Source organism: Leisingera sp. ANG-M6 (assembly GCF_000813905.1).
Taxonomy (GTDB): domain Bacteria; phylum Pseudomonadota; class Alphaproteobacteria; order Rhodobacterales; family Rhodobacteraceae; genus Leisingera.
In genome coordinates this window covers 1-18,291 of record NZ_JWLG01000028.1, presented here as the reverse complement: position 1 = coordinate 18,291, position 18,291 = coordinate 1, and the positions used below count along the sequence as shown (strand labels likewise).

General features: G+C 63.5%; 14 protein-coding genes and 1 pseudogene. 11 read left to right on the top strand and 4 right to left on the bottom strand.

Features of this window, described 5'->3' with window-relative positions; all coding sequences use genetic code 11:
- Positions 1-288: pseudogene (locus RA24_RS20495) on the top strand (bifunctional methylenetetrahydrofolate dehydrogenase/methenyltetrahydrofolate cyclohydrolase); the annotation flags it as partial.
- A 90-nt stretch (positions 289-378) separates the two neighbouring features.
- Here the strand turns inward: RA24_RS20495 and RA24_RS20490 are convergent.
- Positions 379-1,221 carry a DMT family transporter gene (locus tag RA24_RS20490; protein ID WP_039152457.1) on the bottom strand — a complete coding sequence of 281 codons (843 nt, stop codon included), beginning with the start codon at positions 1,219-1,221 and terminating at the stop codon, positions 379-381.
- Positions 1,222-1,402: 181 nt separating this feature from the next.
- Here RA24_RS20490 and tdm point away from each other — a divergent pair, with 181 nt between their 5' ends.
- Complete coding sequence (gene tdm, locus RA24_RS20485) at positions 1,403-3,772, top strand: trimethylamine-oxide aldolase Tdm (RefSeq protein ID WP_039194046.1); 2,370 nt, start codon at positions 1,403-1,405, stop codon at positions 3,770-3,772.
- A 30-nt stretch (positions 3,773-3,802) separates the two neighbouring features.
- Entirely contained in the window at positions 3,803-4,219 is a 417-nt protein-coding gene (locus RA24_RS20480; RefSeq protein ID WP_019296930.1) for a group II truncated hemoglobin, read from the top strand.
- A gap of 112 nt (positions 4,220-4,331) precedes the next feature.
- On the opposite strand, the gene RA24_RS20475 is transcribed toward RA24_RS20480, so the two are convergent.
- From RA24_RS20475 to RA24_RS20465, 3 genes are all read right to left on the bottom strand, one after another.
- Entirely contained in the window at positions 4,332-5,594 is a 1,263-nt protein-coding gene (locus RA24_RS20475) for a glycerate kinase type-2 family protein (RefSeq protein ID WP_039194043.1), read from the bottom strand.
- An 80-nt stretch (positions 5,595-5,674) separates the two neighbouring features.
- Positions 5,675-6,652, bottom strand: coding sequence for an HpcH/HpaI aldolase/citrate lyase family protein (locus RA24_RS20470; RefSeq protein ID WP_039194041.1), 978 nt, complete (start codon positions 6,650-6,652; stop codon positions 5,675-5,677).
- A 187-nt stretch (positions 6,653-6,839) separates the two neighbouring features.
- Complete coding sequence (locus RA24_RS20465; RefSeq protein ID WP_019296927.1) at positions 6,840-7,454, bottom strand: response regulator transcription factor; 615 nt, start codon at positions 7,452-7,454, stop codon at positions 6,840-6,842.
- Positions 7,455-7,764: 310 nt separating this feature from the next.
- Here RA24_RS20465 and RA24_RS20460 point away from each other — a divergent pair, with 310 nt between their 5' ends.
- The 8 genes from RA24_RS20460 to RA24_RS20425 form a co-directional block, all read left to right on the top strand.
- Positions 7,765-9,015, top strand: a complete 1,251-nt coding sequence (locus RA24_RS20460) for an aminotransferase class V-fold PLP-dependent enzyme (protein ID WP_019296925.1) — start codon at positions 7,765-7,767, stop codon at positions 9,013-9,015.
- Positions 9,016-9,048: 33 nt separating this feature from the next.
- Positions 9,049-10,248 (top strand): malate--CoA ligase subunit beta, encoded by a 1,200-nt coding sequence (locus tag RA24_RS20455; protein ID WP_019296924.1) that lies wholly within the window; start codon positions 9,049-9,051, stop codon positions 10,246-10,248.
- On the top strand, positions 10,245-11,138 hold the full coding sequence (gene sucD, locus RA24_RS20450) for a succinate--CoA ligase subunit alpha (protein ID WP_019296923.1): 894 nt from the start codon (positions 10,245-10,247) through the stop codon (positions 11,136-11,138). Before RA24_RS20455 ends, sucD begins: the two co-directional genes overlap by 4 nt.
- Positions 11,139-11,238: 100 nt before the next feature.
- Positions 11,239-12,210 carry a 2-hydroxyacid dehydrogenase gene (locus RA24_RS20445; RefSeq protein ID WP_019296922.1) on the top strand — a complete coding sequence of 324 codons (972 nt, stop codon included), beginning with the start codon at positions 11,239-11,241 and terminating at the stop codon, positions 12,208-12,210.
- A complete protein-coding gene (locus tag RA24_RS20440; RefSeq protein ID WP_039194038.1) occupies positions 12,210-14,870 on the top strand; it encodes a phosphoenolpyruvate carboxylase in 2,661 nt (886 codons plus the stop codon). The genes RA24_RS20445 and RA24_RS20440 overlap by 1 nt, the downstream gene beginning before the upstream one ends.
- 13 nt (positions 14,871-14,883) lie before the next feature.
- The gene (glyA, locus tag RA24_RS20435; protein ID WP_039194035.1) at positions 14,884-16,167 is read left to right on the top strand and encodes a serine hydroxymethyltransferase; all 1,284 of its coding nucleotides are present in this window, start codon (positions 14,884-14,886) and stop codon (positions 16,165-16,167) included.
- A gap of 260 nt (positions 16,168-16,427) precedes the next feature.
- Positions 16,428-17,219, top strand: coding sequence for a DeoR family transcriptional regulator (locus tag RA24_RS20430; RefSeq protein WP_019298671.1), 792 nt, complete (start codon positions 16,428-16,430; stop codon positions 17,217-17,219).
- A 143-nt stretch (positions 17,220-17,362) separates the two neighbouring features.
- The coding region (locus RA24_RS20425; protein ID WP_039194032.1) for a Na/Pi cotransporter family protein at positions 17,363-18,291 on the top strand (929 nt) is incomplete at its 3' end.

Below are 18,291 nucleotides of genomic sequence, written 5' to 3'. Positions count from 1 at the left end.
CGCGCCGACATCGTGGTTGCCGCCGTGGGCCGCCCGGAAATGGTGCCGGGCGACTGGATCAAGGAAGGCGCCACCGTCATTGACGTGGGCATCAACCGGATCGAGCGCGACGGCAAGAACGTGCTGGTCGGCGACGTCGACTTCGCCTCCGCGGCGGAACGCGCCGGCGCCATCACGCCTGTCCCCGGCGGCGTCGGCCCGATGACCATCGCCTGCCTGCTCGCCAACACCGTCACCGCCTGCTGCCGCGCCAACAACCTCGCAGAGCCCGAAGGCCTGACGGCGTAAGACGTTCGCAGAACAGCAACGGCTGAAAATGACACTCCCGCCGGATCGCCTCCGGCGGGAGTTCTTGTTCAATGAAGAGGGTGGGGGGCGTCAGAAGCCTAGGTAGGCAATGCCGCCGAAGGTGACGGCAACGCTGATCCATTGCGCGCGGGTCATGCTTTCGCGCAGAACCAGCCAGGCCAGAACCACGGTGACAAGCCCGAAAAGCGAGGCGCTGACGGAGGCGAACTCGGGCCGGGGAAGGGAGCCTGAATATATCACCAGACCCAGCGCAACTGCATCCAGCGCGCCCATCACGCAGAGAAGCGGCAGGACCTGGCGGGGCGGGAGCTGCAGCGCACGCAACAGGATTGCGAGGGCCGCCGCCAGCAGGATTGCAGCCGCGCGGGTCAGGATCAGCACCGGCAGCTCAGCCCCGGCCTGGGTTGCGGCCTGGCCGGTTGCAAAGGTCAGCGCAAAGCCGGTTGCCGCCATCAGTCCCCATCCTGCGGTCCGCGGGTTTATCGCGCCGCCGTCGTCCTCGGCTGAAAACACCGCGATGCAGCCCACGCCGCCAACCACCGCGGCAACTGCCAGCCAGTGGCCGGGCCCGACCGGCTGCCCCTGCAGCATTGCCAAGCCAAGCGACAGCACCGGATAGGCGCCGATCAGCGGCGCCGCCAGCCGAACCGGCCCCAGCGCAAAGGCGCGGTACAGCGCGTAGGACGCAAGAGCGTAGATGGCGCCGGAGAGCCCGGCGAGTTTGGCTGCCGGCAGAGTCATCGCGGGCCAATCCGCCAGGGCAAGGCCTGCCGCAGCCATCAGAATCGCACCCGTTGCAAACACCGTCAGCATGGCGGGCAGAATACCGGTTTTCTTGGAGACAACCCGCACGCAGAGGTCATGTATGCCCCAGGCAAGCGCTGCAATCAGTCCCAGTACCAGCGAGTGCATGGCGGTTATCCTTTTGTTTGCGGCATTCACCCCCAGGAAAATGCCGCATCCCGGGCAATCGCCATTTTTCCGCAGAAAATCAACATGTTTGTTGATTAGAGTGCCGTATCGGAATATTCTTTTCAATAAATAAATATTCCGACCGTGCAAGAATTGGCCGGAGTCCAACAGGAGATGCGCGATGAATGACATGAACTTCCCTGAGGTTGTCAAAGGGCCGCCGAAGCCCTCCGGATTGTATCAGCCGTCGGTGTTCTCATTGCCCAAGGGAACCGAACGTTATGCGGTCGAAGGCTGCGGCGCGATCCTGATCCGGGTGGAGACCGGCGACCGGGTGACGGTGACCAATGACGAGGGCGGCCAGCCCTGCGAGATCATCGCCGCCGAGGATAAGGGGCGCATCGATGCCAGGATCATCGGTGCAGCAGCGAACTGCGATGCCGGCGGCTTGAAGGCGCTGCTGACGACCTCGGATCAGTCCCTGCGCGGTTTGCGGATGGGGATGGAGGCGCGCGGCATTGATCTGGCGCAGGGCGGTGCGGTGCGCATCTTTGACAGCACGACCCCGGCCAAGACCGAAGAAAGCTTTACCGTGCAGCGCGACGGGGTGGTGATCATCGCAGCCCCCGGCGGCATCATGGACTTCGAGAAGCAGGACACGGCGACCCCGCTGACCGTGATGGTCAAACGTGCCGTGATCAAGCAGGTGGCGCGGTTTGAATTGCCCGATCCGCTGGCCGAGCCGGTCAACGAGGTGCGGGTGCACAGTGCCACTGCCGAAAGCTATTTCGTGAAGGCCGGCGACTATATCCAGATCATTGATGTGGATGGCCGCCAGTGCACCGACTTCCAGTGCTTCGCCGCCCGCAAACTGGACAAGGGGATTGAGCATGCGCTGGATGTGACCACCACCCGCACGCTGATGGGCCATGCCTATCCGATGCCAGGGCTGCATGCGAAATACTATGACCAGGACATGCTGCCGCTGGTCGAGGTGGTGCAGGACACCGTGGGGCGCCACGATGCTTTTGCCCTCGCCTGTGCCGCGAAGTATTATGACGACATCGGCTATCCCGGCCATGTGAACTGCTCGGATAACTTCAACGGCGTGCTGGCGGGCCACGGGGTAACGCCGCGGGCTGGCTGGATGGCGATCAACTTCTTCTTCAACACCGGGCTGGACGATCACGGCGTGATGTATGCTGATGAGCCCTGGACCCGGCCCGGTGACTACGTGCTGCTGCGGGCGCTGACCGATCTGGTCTGTGTCAGCTCTGCCTGCCCGGATGACACCAGCGCCGCCAATGGCTGGAACCCCACCGACATTCACATCCGCACCTATAGCGGAACAGAGACTTTCAAGCGGGCGATTGCGTTCCGCGCGACCCCTGAATCGGAGCCCAAGATGACCAAGGAAACCGGTTTCCACGACCGCCTCAGCAAGCTGACCCGCAATTTCATCGAGTATAACGGGTTCTGGCTGGCCAATTGCTATGCCGAGTCCGGCCCGCTGGAGGAATACTGGGCCTGCCGCGAGAAATCGGTGGTGCTGGACCTCTCGGCCCTGCGCAAGTTCGAGATCACCGGGCCGGATGCCGAGGCGCTGTGCCAGTACATCTTTACCCGAAATACCAAGAAGCTGGCGGTGGGTCAGGTGGTCTATACCGCGATGTGCTATCCGCATGGCGGCATGATCGACGACGGCACTGTGTTCCGCCTGGGCAAGGACAATTTCCGCTGGATCGGCGGCTCGGACTACGGCGGCGAGTGGATCCGCGAGCAGGCAGAGAAGCTGGGGCTGAACGTGCTGATCCGCTCCTCAACCGACATGCAGCACAACATTGCCGTGCAAGGCCCGGAAAGCCGCGACCTGTTGAAGAAGATCATCTGGACCATGCCGCATAACCCGACGCTGGAGGAGTTAGGCTGGTTCCGCTTCACGCCCGCGCGGATTGGCGGCGAGGATGGCGTGCCGGTGGTGGTCTCGCGGACCGGCTACACCGGCGAGCTGGGATATGAGATCTTCTGCCACCCGAAACACGCCAGTGAGGTGTTTGACGCGGTCTGGGAGGCCGGGCAGGACCACGGCATCCGCCCGATGGGGCTGGAGGCGCTGGATATGGTGAGGATCGAGGCCGGTTTGATCTTTGCCGGTTACGACTTCAGCGATCAGACCGACCCGTTTGAGGCGGGCATCGGCTTCACGGTGCCGCTGAAATCGAAAGAGGATGATTTCATCGGCCGCGATGCGCTGATCCGGCGCAAGACCACGCCTGCCCGCAAGCTGGTCGGGCTGGACATCGACTCGGCAATCGACATTGGTCATGGCGATTGCGTCCACATCGGCCGGGCGCAGATCGGCGAGGTGACCTCCTCCATGCGTTCGCCGCTTCTGGGCAAGAACATCGCGCTGGCACGGGTGGATGTGTCCTGTTCGGAGGCCGGAACCGAGGTGGAAATCGGTAAACTTGACGGGCATCAAAAACGGCTGCCGGCCAAGATTGTACCCTTTGCGCATTACGACCCCAAGAAGACCCGGCCTCAATCCTGAGGCCGGCCGTTTGCGGGGCAGGGAGGTTAAATGGTTCAGAAGCTGATAGAACAGATCGGCGGCGAGGCGGTTCTGCGGACGCTGGTGGAACGGTTCTACGACATTGTCGAGGAAACCGAGACCGGTGCGCAGATTGTCAAGCTACACAAGCGGGGGCACGGCATGGACCATGCCCGAATCGAGCAGTTCAATTTCCTGTCCGGTTTTATGGGCGGACGCCGGTATTACGAGGAAAAACACGGGCATATGGACGTAAAACTGATGCACGCCCATGTGCCAATCACTGGAGAAGACGCCGAAAACTGGCTGAAATGCATGGACCAGGCGCTGGCGGAGCTCAAACTGGAAGGCCCCCATGTGGAGCGGTTGCGCCAGGTGTTCCGTCGGGTGGCCTTGATGCTGGTGAACGATCTGGCTGAGTGGGGCGAGAAGCGCGCTTTGGCTTGAGCGCGCCGCCTGTTGCCGCCGCGGGAGCCTCCCCTTTCGGCGGCAAAGCCGCCTGACGGGCAGAGGGCGGGGAGTATTTCAGGAAAGATGAAAAGCGGGAGTGGCCTGGTGATCAGCCGGGCAGCCTCAGGAAAACCTGCACATCGGCCACGTTGGTGCCGGTGCCGCCGGTGATCAGCAGCGCGCCCGCGGATTTGAGCGCCGCGTAGCTGTCGTTGTTGGCCAGCAGTGCGTCCGGGTCCTGACCTGCTGCCCTGATGGCCTCCCAGGTGTCGGGAGTGGCGATGCCGCCTGCTGCATCCGTGGGGCCATCGCGCCCGTCAGTGCCGCCGGAGAGGAACAGCCAGTCGCCGCTGAGCCGTTCCGCGCCCAGTTTGGCGACGCGGAGGGCCAGTTCCTGGTTGCGCCCGCCAAGGCCGCTGCCGCGGAGCTGCACCGTGGTTTCACCTCCGAAGATCAGCGCAACAGGTTTGTCCTTGGGGGCGGTTTCTGCCGCTTTTACAACCGTTTCAGCGGCCTCTGCCACATCGCCCACCAGCCGGTGCGAGACCAGCTTGGGGGTCCAGTCGTCAGCGGCAACTGCCATCATTGCCTTGAGGCTGTGGCGGTTGGAACCGATCAATGTGTTGGTGGCCTGGGGCGGGGTTTCCTGGGCATTCTCGGCGGCGCTGAGGCGGGTCTTGACGGCCTCAGGCGCGCTGTCCCAGATGCCCGCGCGCTGCATAATCCCGCGCGCATCAGCGCGGGTGCCGATCGGTGCAACGGTAGGGCCTGAGGCGATGGCGCGCAGGTCGTCGCCGATCACGTCTGAGAGGATATAGGCCTGCACCCGGGCAGGCGTGGCGTGGCGCAGCAATCCGCCGCCCTTGGTGTCCGACAGCTGCTGGCGGATCAGGTTCATCTCGTTGATTTCAAGGCCGGAGGCGAGCAGCAGCTTGTTCACCGCCGCCTTGTCCGCCAGTGTCAGGCCGGGGGCAGGGGCCACCATCAAGGCGGAGCCGCCGCCGGAAATCAGCGTAATCAGCCGGTCATTGGGGCTAAGGGAACGGGCCAGCTCAATGGCGGCCTGACCTGCAGCAGCGCTGGTTTCATCCGGCACCGGATGGGCGCCGCAGATCACCGTGGCGCCGGGAATTTCCGTGTAGTTTTCAGGGTTTGTGATCGCCAAAGCCTGGTCTGCATCCGGGATCAGCGCCAGCGCTTCGCGCATCATCGGGATGGCAGCCTTGCCGACAGCCAGCAGCACATTCCTGCCGCCTTCGGGCAAGGGGGAGAGCGGCGAGGTCGCTAGCTGGGCACGCAGGGCTTGCGCCGGGTCTGCCCGGTCGACGGCGGCCTGAAACAGGGCCTTGGCGGTGGTCAGCAATCCGGTCATCTGCGTCTCCCTGGCATAGCGCCGCTTAGCCGCCCCAGCCAAAGCCGGGGCGGCGTAAGGTCTTGAAACAGAACGGCGGCTTAGGTGCCGGCGATCTGCTTGGCTTTTTCCACCAGCACTTCTGCCTGACGGATCGAGGCGTAGTCAATCAGGCGGCCGTCCAGCGACACTGCGCCCTTACCGGCCGCTTCAGCTTCGGCCATCGCTTCCAGAATGCGGTGCGCCTTGGTGATTTCCGCGTCCGACGGCGACATCACCTCGTTGGCCAGTTCGATCTGGCTGGGGTGGATGGCCCATTTGCCCTCGCAGCCCAGAACCGCGGCGCGTTTGGCGGCGGCCTTGTAGCCTTCCTTGTCCTGGAAATCGCCGAACGGGCCGTCGATCGGACGCAGGCCGTTGGCGCGGGCGGCCACCACCATGCGGGCCAGAGCGTAGTGCCACATGTCGCCCCAGTGCACATCGCGCGAGCCGTCTGCGGCCGGGTCGGTCAGCACCGAGTAATCCGGGTTCACGCCGCCGATGATGGTGGTGCGGGCACGGGTCGAGGCGGCATAGTCGGCAACGCCGAAATGCAGCGATTCATTGCGCTTGGAGGCTGCGGCAATTTCACTCACGTTCTGCATGCCGAGCGCGGTCTCGATGATGTGCTCGAAGCCGATCCGCTTCTTGTAGCCCTTGGCGTCTTCGATCTGGGTGACCAGCATGTCGACGGCATAAACATCGGCTGCGGTGCCGACCTTGGGGACCATGATCAGGTCAAGGCGTTCGCCTGCCTGTTCAACGACATCGACGACATCGCGGTACATGTAGTGGGTGTCGAGACCGTTGATTCGCACCGACATGGATTTGTTGCCCCAGTCGATGTCGTTGAGGGCCTCGATGATGTTCTTGCGGGCCTGGTCTTTCTCGTCCGGCGCAACCGCGTCTTCGAGATCCAGGAAGATCACATCGACATCGGATTTTGCTGCTTTTTCAAACATTTGGGGCTGGGAACCGGGGATTGCCAGCTCGCTGCGGTTCAGGCGGCCAGGGGCCTGTTCGACGGTATGAAACGACATGGGTGCGCTCCTCATTCGCAATGGGGTTTCGTCCTCTCCTCCCTAGGCATTCCCTATCAGGGTGTTTCCTGTCAAGAAAAAAGTTTTCATTTAAATACATTCGCGCGGGAGCGTGCCCGCGTGTCGCGTGCTCGCGTGCGCACGCGGGAGCGTGCACGCGTGCGAGGCGCTGCGCCCCGCTCCAGGGTCATTCCTCCAGGCTGAAATCGCCTTTGGCGGCGCGGTTGGCGTAGTAGAACGCAATCGCCTGGGCGCGGTTCTTGACCGAGAGTTTTTCGTAGAGGTTCGACAGATGGAACTTCACCGTGTTGGTCGAAATCCCCAGCTCCTTGCTGAGCTCCTTGTTGGTGAGCCCCTTGGATAGCGCCTCAAGCATCGTGCGCTCGCGGCGGGACAGCTGCTCGATCGGATCGGTCTGGAGGCCCCGGACGTCGAGGAAGGGGAAAACCATCTTGCCCGCGGCCACGGCCAGGCAGGTGTCCAAGAGTCCGTCGACAGCGCTGGAGCGCGGCGCGAAGCCGGCGGCGCCTGCGCTCATCGCCTTGCGCGGAACGTCGCCGCTGTCGTCGGCATAGACCACCAGCCGTGGCGCGTTGGCCTGGTCGCGCAGCACTTCGATCAGCTTGGCGCCGCCGAGCGCGGGCAGGTTCCAGTCGATGATCCCAACCTGAACCGGCACCCGCATCACCGTTCCGAGGAAGCCTTCGGCGGTTGCGGAGGTGGCGACCAGCGAGAATCGCGGGTCTTTGTCGAAGATCTCGGACATGGCCGACAGCACCAGGGGATTTGCGTCAGCAAGCATGACCGATATCGGGGAAACTTTGTCGCTTATAGGAGCCATTTGGTGCCTTTTCGTTTCAAACTACCCAAATGGGTAGGGTGCATTTCGGTATGCAACGGTATTTTTACCAGTTCGGGTAGGTTTTTAGCCGCCCATTTAGATACCCAAAAGCAGGATATAGGAATGTTGCAGGTTTTGTCGACCTAGGTTTTCCTTAGGTTAACAGATGTTGCCCGACAGGAAACAAACCTTCCCGCAGCGAAGATCGCGACGAAGAAGGCCCGTGACCTCCGGCACATTGCCGAAACGACAACAGCGAGGCCTGACCCCGATGACTGAACCCACGATCTTCCCCAGCCTGGAAATCCCGGAAACCCTGGCCGCCGGCCCTGGACCGGGCAATACCGATCCCCGCGTGCTGCAGGCTTTTGCCAACACCGGCCTGGCTGATCACATGCAGGCGGACGTGCTGCGCGGCATGATCGAGTGCAAGCAGATGCTGCGCGACCTGTGGGGCACCGCCAACACCTACACCTACGGCGTCGGGGGCACCGGCTTCTCCGGCCTGGATTGCATGCTGAATGCAATCCTGCCGGGCGATACCGTGGTTGCCTTCCAGAACGGCACCTTCTCCGGCATCGACGCGATGACCATCCGCATGAAGGCCGCCACCCGCGAGGAGCTGGCCGCTGACGCGATGAACCCGCAGCCGGCCTCCGTCACCGTGGTGGATGTGCCGCACGGCGAGTCGGTGTCGGGCAAACTAGTGGAGCAGGTGCTGGCTGAGAAGAAGCCCAAGTGGGCCTTCATGGCGCATTGGGAAACCGGCTCGGGCCGCATCAACGACCTCAAGGGTTTCTCGGATGCCTGTGTGAAGCACGGCGTGATGGGCCTGATCGACGCGGTGTCCTCGCTGGGCATCGAGGATTTCTCGATCGACGACTACCCGGGCGTTGCCGGCTGGGCGTCCTGCCCGCAGAAAGGCGTGCTGTGCCTGCCGCTGACCTATGCGCCAGTCTCCTTCACCGACCAATACATTCAGACCGTGCGCGAGAACGGCTGCCATTCGTATGTTCACAACCCGATCCTGGAAGCCCGCCACTGGGGCATCGTGGACGGCCAGGACGTTGCTGCCGGCACCTACCACCGCACTCACTCCGGTTATGCGGTTGCCGCCTTCCACGAGGCGCTGCGCATCACCTTGCAGCACGGCCGCGCCCAGAAAGCCCGCGACTATGCCTTCCACGAGAAAGCGCTGCGCGATGCCGTGACCGCGATGGGCTGCGACGTGACCTCGAACATGACCAGCCTGGTGGTTCTGAACCTGCCCGGCGATCTGGCAGGCCGCGAAAAGGAACTGGTGGGCAACTGCCGCGCCGTGGGTTTCGGCATCTGGCCGACCCTGTCGGAGCCGGTCCAGGTCCGCATCGGCATCCTGAACCAGATCACCCCGGCGGCCATCACCGACATCGTCAACCGCTTTGGCAAGGCGATGAACGACATGGGCGCCAAGGTCGACATGGAGGCGATCAACGCCCTGCTCGACAAGCATTACGCGCCGGAATTGGAACCGGCAGAGTAATAGAATTCCGACATCCATGAGGAGGAGAGGACCATGGATATCCACGAGTATCAGGCCAAGGAAGTTCTGAGCAACTTCGGCGTGACCGTACCGCCGGGTGCGCTGGCCTACAGCCCCGAGCAGGCGGCCTACCGCGCGCGGGAACTGGGCGGCGACCGCTGGATCGTCAAGGCCCAGGTTCACGCCGGCGGCCGCGGAAAGGCGGGCGGCGTCAAACTGTGCAACTCGGAAGCCGAGATCTATGAGGCAACCGAGAACCTGTTCGGCAAGAAACTGGTGACCCACCAGACCGGCCCCGAAGGCAAAGGCATCTACCGTGTCTATGTAGAAGGTGCGGTGCCGATCGCCCGCGAGATCTACCTGGGCTTTGTGCTGGACCGTTCCAGCCAGCGGGTGATGATCGTTGCCTCGTCCGAAGGCGGCATGGAGATTGAGGAGATCTCTGCCGAGCGGCCCGAGTCCATCGTGCGCTCGACCGTTGAGCCGGCCGTTGGCCTGCAGGACTTCCAGGCGCGGGAGATCGCATTTGCCCTGGGCATCGAGCCGGCGATGACGCAGCAAATGGTGCGCACGCTCAAGGGCTGCTACCAGGCGTTTTCCGAATTGGACGCCACCATGGTTGAGATCAACCCGCTGGTCGTCACTTCGGACAACAGGGTCATTGCGCTGGACGCCAAGATGACCTTTGACGACAACGCCCTGTTCCGCCACCCGCAGATCGCGGAGCTGCGCGACAAGTCCCAGGAAGACCCGCGCGAAAGCCGCGCTGCAGACCGCGGCCTGTCTTATGTCGGTCTCGAAGGCAACATCGGCTGCATCGTCAATGGTGCAGGTTTGGCGATGGCGACCATGGACACCATCAAGCTGGCCGGCGGCGAGCCTGCCAACTTCCTGGACATCGGCGGCGGCGCAACGCCTGAGCGGGTCGCCAAGGCGTTCCGCCTGGTGATGTCCGACAGCAATGTGCAGGCGGTTCTGGTCAATATCTTCGCTGGCATCAACCGCTGCGACTGGGTTGCCGAAGGTGTGGTGCAGGCGCTGAAGGAAGTGCAGGTCGACGTGCCGGTGGTGGTCCGTCTTGCGGGCACCAATGTGGAGGAAGGCCAGAAGATCCTGGCGCAATCCGGCCTGCCGCTGATCCGCGCAACCTCGCTGATGGAAGCCGCTGAGCGGGCCGTCGGCGCTTGGAAAAACGACCTTGATCAAAACACTCGTGTGAGGGCCGTGAAATGAGCATCCTTCTTGATCGCGAAAGCCGTGTCATCGTCCAGGGCATCACCGGCAAGATCGCCCGGTTCCACACCAAGGACATGATCGAATACGGAACCAATGTTGTTGGCGGCGTGGTGCCGGGCAAGGGCGGCGAGACCGTCGAGGGTGTGCCGGTCTTCAACACCGTGAAAGAAGCGGTTGAGGCCACTGGGGCCAATGCCTCGCTAGTGTTTGTGCCGCCGCCGTTTGCAGCCGACTCCATCATGGAAGCGGCGGATGCGGGCATCAACTACTGTGTCTGCATCACCGACGGCATCCCGGCTCAGGACATGATCCGCGTGAAGCGCTACATGTACCGCTATCCCAAGGACAAGCGGATGATCCTGACCGGCCCAAACTGCGCGGGCACCATCTCGCCGGGCAAGGCACTGCTGGGCATCATGCCGGGCCACATCTACCTGCCGGGCACCGTGGGCATCATTGGCCGATCGGGCACCCTGGGCTATGAGGCCGCGGCGCAGCTGAAAGAGCTGGGCCTTGGGGTTTCCACCTCGGTCGGCATCGGCGGCGACCCGATCAACGGCTCCTCCTTCAAGGACATCCTTGAGTGGTTCGAAAAGGATCCGGAAACCGAGGTCATCGCGATGATCGGTGAAATCGGTGGCCCGCAGGAAGCGGAAGCGGCGGATTACATCAAGAACCACGTGACCAAACCGGTGGTGGCCTATGTCGCGGGTCTGACCGCACCCAAGGGGCGCACTATGGGCCACGCGGGCGCAATCATCTCGGCCTTCGGGGAATCCGCTTCCGAGAAGGTGGAGATCCTGTCGGCCGCGGGCGTGACCGTTGCCGAGAACCCTGCCGTGATCGGCGAAACCATCGCAAGCGTGATGAAAAAGAACGCCGCCTGATCCGGCAACGGAACAGGCGCAACGCTCCACCCTTGGCCCGGGGCAATGGCGGGGGTGGAGCGCATTAATAAAAGCATAAGCACGTCAGGGAGATGAAATCATGGCAAAGCCCAAGGTTCTGGTGACCCGCCGCTGGCCCGCCGCCGTTGAGGCGCAGCTGGCTGAGGCGTTTGATGCTGTGCTGAACACCGGTGACAAGCCGCTGACCGAGGACGAGCTGCGCGCCGCAATGACGTCTTATGACGCTGTGTTGCCGACCGTTACCGACAAGATTTCGGCCAAGGCGTTCGATATCGCCAAGCCGCAGGCCCGGATCCTGGCCAACTACGGGGTCGGCTACTCCCACATTGATATGCATGGCGCAGCCGGTCACGGCATGACGGTGACCAACACGCCGGATGTGCTGAGCGAATGCACCGCCGACATCGCCATGACGCTGCTCTTGATGGTGGCCCGCCGTGCTGGCGAGGGCGAGCGCGAGCTGCGGGCTGGCGAATGGACCGGCTGGCGCCCGACCCATCTGGTTGGCACCAAAGTCTCCGGCAAGACGCTGGGTATCGTCGGCTTTGGCCGCATCGGCCAGGAGATGGCCCGCCGCGCCCACCACGGGTTTGGCATGAAGATCGTGGTGCAGAACCGCTCCCGTGTGTCGCCGGACGTACTGGCCCGTTTTAACGCCACTCAAGTCGACGGTCTTGAAGATCTAATGCCGAAATGCGATTTCGTCTCGCTGCACTGCCCGGGTGGGCCTGCCAACCGGCATCTGATCAACACCCGGATGCTGAACCTGATGAAACCGGATGCATTCCTTATTAATACGGCCCGCGGCGAGGTGATTGACGAGCTGGCCCTATCCCGTGCCCTGTGGTTCGAAACCATCGGCGGTGCCGGGCTGGACGTGTTCGATGGCGAGCCGCGCATCAACCCGGACCTGCTGGACTGCGACAACCTGGTAATGCTGCCGCATCTGGGCAGTGCGACCCGGGAGGCGCGCGAGGCGATGGGCTTCCGCGTACTTGATAATCTGACCGACTTCTTTGCAGGACGCGAGCCGCGCGACCGGGTGATGTAATGGCTGATCCTGCCGAAACTGCCCCCGCAGACTATGAAGACACTTCCTATGCCGCCGGGCTTCGCGCCGAATTGCACGCCTTGTGGCTGGATGTGCTGCGCCAGCGGGCGCCGGAAGTCGCGGCCAAGATCGCTTCTGAAACCGCTTGGGATCTTTCCAATGGGCAGCCCGCGACCGCCTACATGCAGGCCTTCAACATCTGGTTCCAGCTGCTGAAGATCGTCGAGGAAAACGCCGCCATGCGCGACCGCCGCATGGCGGAGACGCAGGACGGGCCGGAAGTGGTCGAGGGCAGCTTTGCCCGCGCGCTGGATATGGCCGGGGAATTGGCCACGCCGGAGCGGCTGCAGGAGGTCGCCAGCCAGTTTTCCATCGGCCCGACCCTGACCGCGCATCCGACCGAGGCCAAGCGAGTCACCATCCTGGAAATCCACCGCCGCATCTACCGCGGTCTGGTGTCGCTGGAGGCCAAGCGCTGGACCCCGCGCGAGCGCGCCGATCTGCTGGAGGACCTGCGGTCCGAAATCGACCTGTTGTGGATGACGGGTGAGCTGCGTCGCGACCGGCCCAGCCTGCAGGACGAAATCCAATGGGGGCTGCAGTTCTTCCGCGACAGCCTGTTTGAAGCTGTGCCGCAGCTTTTTGAGCGCTACATCGCCGCCGCCGAGCCGCGGCTGGGCGAAACAGCCGATGCGCCCTGCCTCAAGTTCCATTCCTGGATCGGCGGTGACCGTGACGGCAACCCGAATGTGACGGTTGAGGCGACGGCGGCGGCGTTGACCGCGAACCGTGCCGCGATTCTGAAACGCTATCAAAAGGCGCTGACCACTGCGGCCGAGCGGATCTCCATTTCGGCTGCTGTGTTTGCCCTGCCTGACAGCGCGTCTGCCCGATTGGCAAAGGTTATCGCCGCCGCACCGGGAGCTGCAGCGTTGTCGGCCCGCAATCCGGGTGAAGTCTTCCGCCAGGCGCTGACCGCGATCCTGGCGCGGATCAGGGCCACCGCTGCCGAGGAAACCGGTGCTTATAAACACCTGGGCGATTTCGTTGCCGATCTGGCAGAAGTCGAAGACGCGCTTGCGGATATTGGCGCGCACCGTCTTGCCGCCCGCTATGTCCGCCCGATCCGCTGGCAGGCTGATGTCTTTGGCTTCCGCACGGTGACGCTGGATATCCGCCAGAACTCCACCGTGACCACGGAAACGCTGACCGAGATTTGGGCGCGTTCCGGCGACGTGCCGGAGTTCGGCGGCCCGGATTGGTCGGCGCGCCTGCGCAAGGAGCTGGGCAGCGCCTCGCTTCCTTACATGACCCCGGATGAGCTGAGCCCGCAAAGCGGTGAACTGCTGAAATTGCTGCGGCTGATGCGTGATGCAGGGGCGGGTGAGGACCCGCATGCGATGGGGCCTTTCATCCTGTCAATGACCCGTTCTACCGATGATCTGCTGGGGGTCTACCTGCTGGCGCGCTATGCGGGCTTCGGGGCTGAGAAGGCCGCGCTCAAGGTGGTGCCGCTGTTTGAAACCATAGGCGACCTGCGTGCCGCACCCGGCATCCTTGACGGCCTGCTGGAGGTCCCCTTTGCCCGCCGCTCGCTGAAGTCCGGCGACAACCGGATCGAGGTGATGTTGGGCTATTCCGACAGCAACAAGGACGGCGGTTTCCTCTGCTCCACCTGGGAGCTGGAGAAGGCGCAGCGGCTGATCACCCGCACCCTGGCGGCGCACCGGATGAAGCCGGTGTTCTTTCATGGCCGCGGCGGATCGGTCTCCCGCGGCGGCGCCCCTGCGGAGCGCGCCATTGCGGCCCAGCCTGCGGGCACCATCGCGGGCCGGATGCGGATCACAGAACAGGGAGAGGTTGTCAGCTCCAAATACGCCAACCGTGGCACCGCCCTGCACCAGCTGGAGCTGATGGCATCGTCCGTGCTGCGCCACTCTCTGCAAGAAGACACGCCGCTGGTAAACCCGGAATTCGATGACGCGTTTGAGGCGCTCGCGGGCATGTCCCAAGCGGCCTACTCCAACCTGCTGAACGTGCCGGGTTTCCTGGACTATTTCCAGCAGGCCAGCCCGGTTGAGGAACTGGCCATGCTCAAGATCGGCTCGCGCCCCGCGCGCCGCTTCGGGGCCGGGTCGCTGGACGACCTGCGGGCGATCCCCTGGGTTTTTGCCTGGTCGCAGAACCGCCACATGATCACCGGCTGGTACGGCTTCGGCTCTGCGGTTGCCAGCTTCCGCAAGTTCCGTGGTGCCCGCGGCGATGCAGTGCTGCAGGACATGTTCACTGGTTCGCCGCTGTTCCGCCTGGTGGTGGATGAGGTCGAAAAGACCCTGCTGCAAAGCGACATGGAGATCGCTGCCGATTACGCAACGCTGGTGCAGGACACTGAAATCCGCGACCGAATCTTCGGCTCCATCCGCAAGGAATACCAGCTTGCCTGCGAAGCAATTGCATTCCTGACCGGTGACAGCAGCCTGTCCCAGCGTTTCCCGCGCCTGCGCGCCCGCTTCGGCCGGGTGGAAAACATGCTGCGCGAAATTCACAAAACCCAGGTGCGCCTCTTGCGCGAAGAGCGTGCCCGGAAATCTTCAACAGTGCCGGTCCCGCTGATGCAGTCGATGAACTGCGTTGCGGCGGGCCTTGGCTGGACTGGATAGACAGGAGCCCCGAATGTCCAAAGATCTGTTTTTCACCCAAACGCTGTCTGAGCGCGATCCTGAACTGTTTGGCGCGATCACCGCTGAGCTGGGCCGCCAGCGCGACGAGATCGAGCTGATTGCGTCTGAGAACATCGTCTCCGCCGCGGTGATGGAAGCGCAAGGCTCGGTGCTGACCAACAAGTACGCCGAAGGCTACCCGGGGCGCCGCTACTATGGCGGCTGCCAGTATGTGGACGTGGCTGAAAACCTGGCGATCGACCGCGCCAAGGCGCTGTTCGGCTGCGAGTTCGCCAACGTGCAGCCGAACTCCGGCTCCCAGGCCAACCAGGGCGTGTTCCAGGCGCTGATCCAGCCCGGCGACACCATCCTCGGCATGGACCTGGCCTCCGGCGGCCACCTGACCCATGGCGCCGCGCCGAACCAGTCGGGCAAGTGGTTCAACGCGGTGCATTACGGTGTGCGCCAGAGCGACAACCTGATCGACTACGACCAGATCCAGGCGCTGGCCAACGAGCACCAGCCGAAACTGATCATCGCCGGCGGCTCTGCCATTCCGCGCCAGATCGACTTTGCCAAGTTCCGTGAAATCGCCGACAGCGTCGGCGCCTATTTCATGGTCGACATGGCCCATATCGCAGGCCTGATCGCGGCCGGTGAGCACCCCTCGCCATTCCCGCATGCGCATGTCGCCACCACCACCACCCACAAGACCCTGCGCGGCCCCCGCGGCGGCATGATCGTGACCAACGACGAGGCCATCGCCAAGAAGGTGAACTCGGCGATCTTCCCGGGCATCCAGGGCGGCCCGCTGATGCATGTGATCGCAGGCAAGGCGGCGGCCTTCGGCGAGGCGCTGAAGCCGGAGTTCAAGGCCTACCAGAAGCAGGTCAAGGCGAACGCGGCAGCGCTGGCGGACCAGCTGATCAAGGGCGGCCTGGACATCGTGACCGGCGGCACCGACACCCACGTGATGCTGGTCGACCTGCGGCCCAAGGGCGTCACCGGCAACATCGCCGACAAGGCGCTGGGCCGTGCCCATATCACCACCAACAAGAACGGCATCCCGTTCGACCCGGAAAAGCCCACCGTGACCTCCGGCCTGCGCCTGGGCACGCCTGCCGGCACCACCCGCGGCTTCGGCGAGGCGGAGTTCCGCCAGATCGCCGACCTGATCATCGAGGTGATCGATGGGCTGGCGGCCAACGGTGAAGAGGGCAATGCAGACGTGGAAGCCTCCGTCCGCGCCAAGGTCGCCGGCCTCTGCGCCAAGTTCCCGCTCTACCCGAACCTGTAAGCTCCGGCCTGCCAGACAAAAAGAAACCGCCGCGGCCCCAAAGCCGCGGCGGTTTTCTTTTGGCGGGACGCAGAAAGCAGCGGTCCCGGAAACGTGCGCCAGCACCTGCCGGAAAGAGAAGTCTATCTGTTCCAGTGGTGGGGCTCTTGCAGGCCTGTGCAAAGCCCGGACCGCAGCAGGGTGTTGCCGTAAGGCCTTGAATTGCGCCGCAGGCCCGTGCCTAATTGCGCAGAAACGGCTGAAGTAAATGGAACAATCTCTTGTCGGACTCTCTCTCTCTGTCCCATCGTGAAATGGAGCTGGTGGACGCATTGCGCCGCCTGGGCGGCTCTGCGCGCAGTGCCGAACTGGCCAAGATGCTGGATGTGTCCGAAGAGACCGTTCGCCGCACGATAAAGGCGCTGAACAAAGCGGGGGCCGTACAGCGTGTGCACGGCGGCGCTTTTCTGGCCGGTCCGCAAAGCGCAACAAGCTTTGCGCGGCGGATTTCCGAGAACCAGAGGGAAAAAGCGCGGATTGCTGCGCTGGCTGCCGGATATGTGCGCGACGGGATGGCTTTGTTCCTTGATGTAGGCTCCACCACAGCTTTTGTGGCTGAGGAATTGCGGCAGAAGTCGGGTTTGACCGTGGTTACAAACTCAATTGGCGCTGCACAGACCCTGGCAAACCACAATGGCAACCGGGTGCATTTTCTGGGTGGCGAAATGCAGAGCAACGAGCGCGGCACTTTCGGTTTCGTTGCCGAACAGCAGCTGCGGCGGTTCGTGCTTGACCTAGCGATCCTGTCTGCGGACGCGCTCTCGGCCAAACAAGGCGTGCTTTATCACAGCGCTGAAGAGGCCCAGCTGGCGTGCGTGGCTGCTGACTGCGCCCAGAAGGTTGCGGTTGCCATGGCGCATCCGAAGTTTGCTGAAACGGCTCCCCACTGCGGGCCGGAACCGCGCAGGCTCACGGTCTTGTTCACCGATCAGGACCCAGGCAAGAAGCTGTCTGCTGCCCTGGCGGACTGGGGGGTGAAGACGGAGGTCGCCCAATCCGCCAAGGGGAACTGATCCTGGAACGCCGCTCTGGGAACTCAGAAGAAAAATTCAGGGGCCGGAGCGGCGGGAATATCAGTTGCTGTCTAGGCTGGGCGGCACTAAGGCCGTGTCAGCAGCGGAATCGCGTCTGCAGGAGGCCTTGAGCGGACATATACATGGCAATACTGACTTTTCTGATCAGCCTTGCGGGTGCGACGATGCTGCTGCTTTATGCGGTTCGGATGGTGCGGACCGGGATTGAGCGCAGCTACGGGGCCTCGTTCCAGCGGCTGCTGACTGGGCGCCAAAGCCATTTGCAGGCGGGGCTGATGGGGCTGATCCTGGCGATTGTGCTGCAAAGCTCGGCGGCGGTGGCGCTCTTGACCTCCGGCTTTGCCGCCAGCGGCTATCTCGCCTTCCCCGCCGGGCTGGCGATTGTGCTGGGCGGCGATCTCGGCTCGGCGCTGATCATCCAGATCCTGTCGTTCAAGCTCGACTGGCTGGTGCCGGTGCTTTTGGCGGTCGGCGGCTACCTGTTCGTCAAGACCGAGGCCAAGAAGGCGCGCCAGCTGGGGCGGATCCTGATGGGTGTCGCCTTCATCCTGATTTCGCTGCGCTTTCTGCGCGAGGCAATGGACCCGATCCGCGACAGCGCCTTTCTGCCTGCGGTGGCGGGCTACCTGGCGCGCGACTATATCACCGCCTTCCTGGTCGGCGGCGCGCTGGCCTTTGTGATGCATTCCTCCGTCGCGGCGATCCTGATGTGCGTCACCTTGGTGCAGATCGGGGCCATCCCCTTTGCCGCCGGGCTGTCGCTGGTGCTGGGGGCCAATTTCGGCTCTGCCTTCATCCCGGTCTGGCTCAGCCGCGGCATGGCGCTGAAGGCGCGGCGCATTCCCTATGCCAACCTGGCCTTGCGCGGCACCTGGGCAGTGATTTGCCTGTTCGGCGCCAATCTGGCGCTGCGCCAAGGCTGGCTGGGTGACCCGCAGGGCGGCCAGATGCTGGTCAATGCGCATCTCGCCTTCAACGCATCGCTCTTGCTGCTGGCGCTGCCGGTCTGCACCCCGCTGGAGGGGCTGTTCATGCGCAGTTTTCCCGAGCC

Excerpts from the sequence above, each read along its gene's own strand:
- RA24_RS20490 (WP_039152457.1), bottom strand. The coding sequence starts at position 1,221 with ATGCACTCGCTGGTACTGGGACTGATTGCAGCGCTTGCCTGGGGCATA.
- tdm (WP_039194046.1), top strand. The coding sequence starts at position 1,403 with ATGAATGACATGAACTTCCCTGAGGTTGTCAAAGGGCCGCCGAAGCCC.
- RA24_RS20480 (WP_019296930.1), top strand. The coding sequence starts at position 3,803 with ATGGTTCAGAAGCTGATAGAACAGATCGGCGGCGAGGCGGTTCTGCGG.
- RA24_RS20475 (WP_039194043.1), bottom strand. The coding sequence starts at position 5,594 with ATGACCGGATTGCTGACCACCGCCAAGGCCCTGTTTCAGGCCGCCGTC.
- RA24_RS20470 (WP_039194041.1), bottom strand. The coding sequence starts at position 6,652 with ATGTCGTTTCATACCGTCGAACAGGCCCCTGGCCGCCTGAACCGCAGC.
- RA24_RS20465 (WP_019296927.1), bottom strand. The coding sequence starts at position 7,454 with ATGCTTGCTGACGCAAATCCCCTGGTGCTGTCGGCCATGTCCGAGATC.
- RA24_RS20460 (WP_019296925.1), top strand. The coding sequence starts at position 7,765 with ATGACTGAACCCACGATCTTCCCCAGCCTGGAAATCCCGGAAACCCTG.
- RA24_RS20455 (WP_019296924.1), top strand. The coding sequence starts at position 9,049 with ATGGATATCCACGAGTATCAGGCCAAGGAAGTTCTGAGCAACTTCGGC.
- sucD (WP_019296923.1), top strand. The coding sequence starts at position 10,245 with ATGAGCATCCTTCTTGATCGCGAAAGCCGTGTCATCGTCCAGGGCATC.
- RA24_RS20445 (WP_019296922.1), top strand. The coding sequence starts at position 11,239 with ATGGCAAAGCCCAAGGTTCTGGTGACCCGCCGCTGGCCCGCCGCCGTT.
- RA24_RS20440 (WP_039194038.1), top strand. The coding sequence starts at position 12,210 with ATGGCTGATCCTGCCGAAACTGCCCCCGCAGACTATGAAGACACTTCC.
- glyA (WP_039194035.1), top strand. The coding sequence starts at position 14,884 with ATGTCCAAAGATCTGTTTTTCACCCAAACGCTGTCTGAGCGCGATCCT.